Source organism: Paraburkholderia sp. UCT2 (assembly GCF_014397665.1).
Lineage (GTDB): Bacteria > Pseudomonadota > Gammaproteobacteria > Burkholderiales > Burkholderiaceae > Paraburkholderia > Paraburkholderia tuberum.
Map to the genome: position 1 here is coordinate 1 of NZ_VZQO01000159.1, position 626 is coordinate 626.

Here is a 626-nt window from a genome sequence, read left to right on the forward strand (position 1 = left end):
CCCTGGTTGCGGTAGTGGAACAGGCTGATGTTCCAGTTCGGCGCCATCGACGACAGGAATTTCATCAGCGCGCCCGGACGTTCCGGAAACTCGAAGCGAAACAGTCGTTCGTCGCGCGCGAGCGGCGAGCGGCCGCCGACCATGTAGCGGATGTGCTGCTTCGACAGTTCGTCGAAGGTCAGGTCGACGGTGGCAAAACCGTGCGCTTCGAAGGCGCCGGCGATCTGCGCCGATTCGCTGCGATTGCGGATCTGCACGCCGACGAAAATATGCGCCGAGTTCGCGTCGGCGATCCGGTAGTTGAACTCGGTGACGCTGCGCGTGCCAAGCAGTTCGCAGAAGCGCCTGAAGCTGCCGCGCTCTTCGGGGATCGTCACCGCGAAGACCGCTTCGCGCGCTTCGCCCACTTCCGCGCGTTCGGCGACGAAGCGCATGCGGTCGAAGTTCATGTTCGCGCCCGACGTGATCGCGATCAGCGTCTGGTTCTCGATGCCTTCCCGTTCGACATACTGCTTGGCGCCGGCCACCGCGAGCGAGCCCGCCGGTTCGAGCACGCTGCGCGTGTCCTGGAACACGTCCTTGATCGCGGCGCACAGCGCATCGGTGTTCACGAGCAGCACTTCGTC

1 pseudogene is annotated in these 626 nt (G+C 64.4%); it reads right to left on the reverse strand.

What is annotated here, in order from left to right:
* Positions 1-626 (reverse strand): annotated as a pseudogene (locus tag F6X39_RS36210) (threonine ammonia-lyase, biosynthetic); the annotation flags it as partial.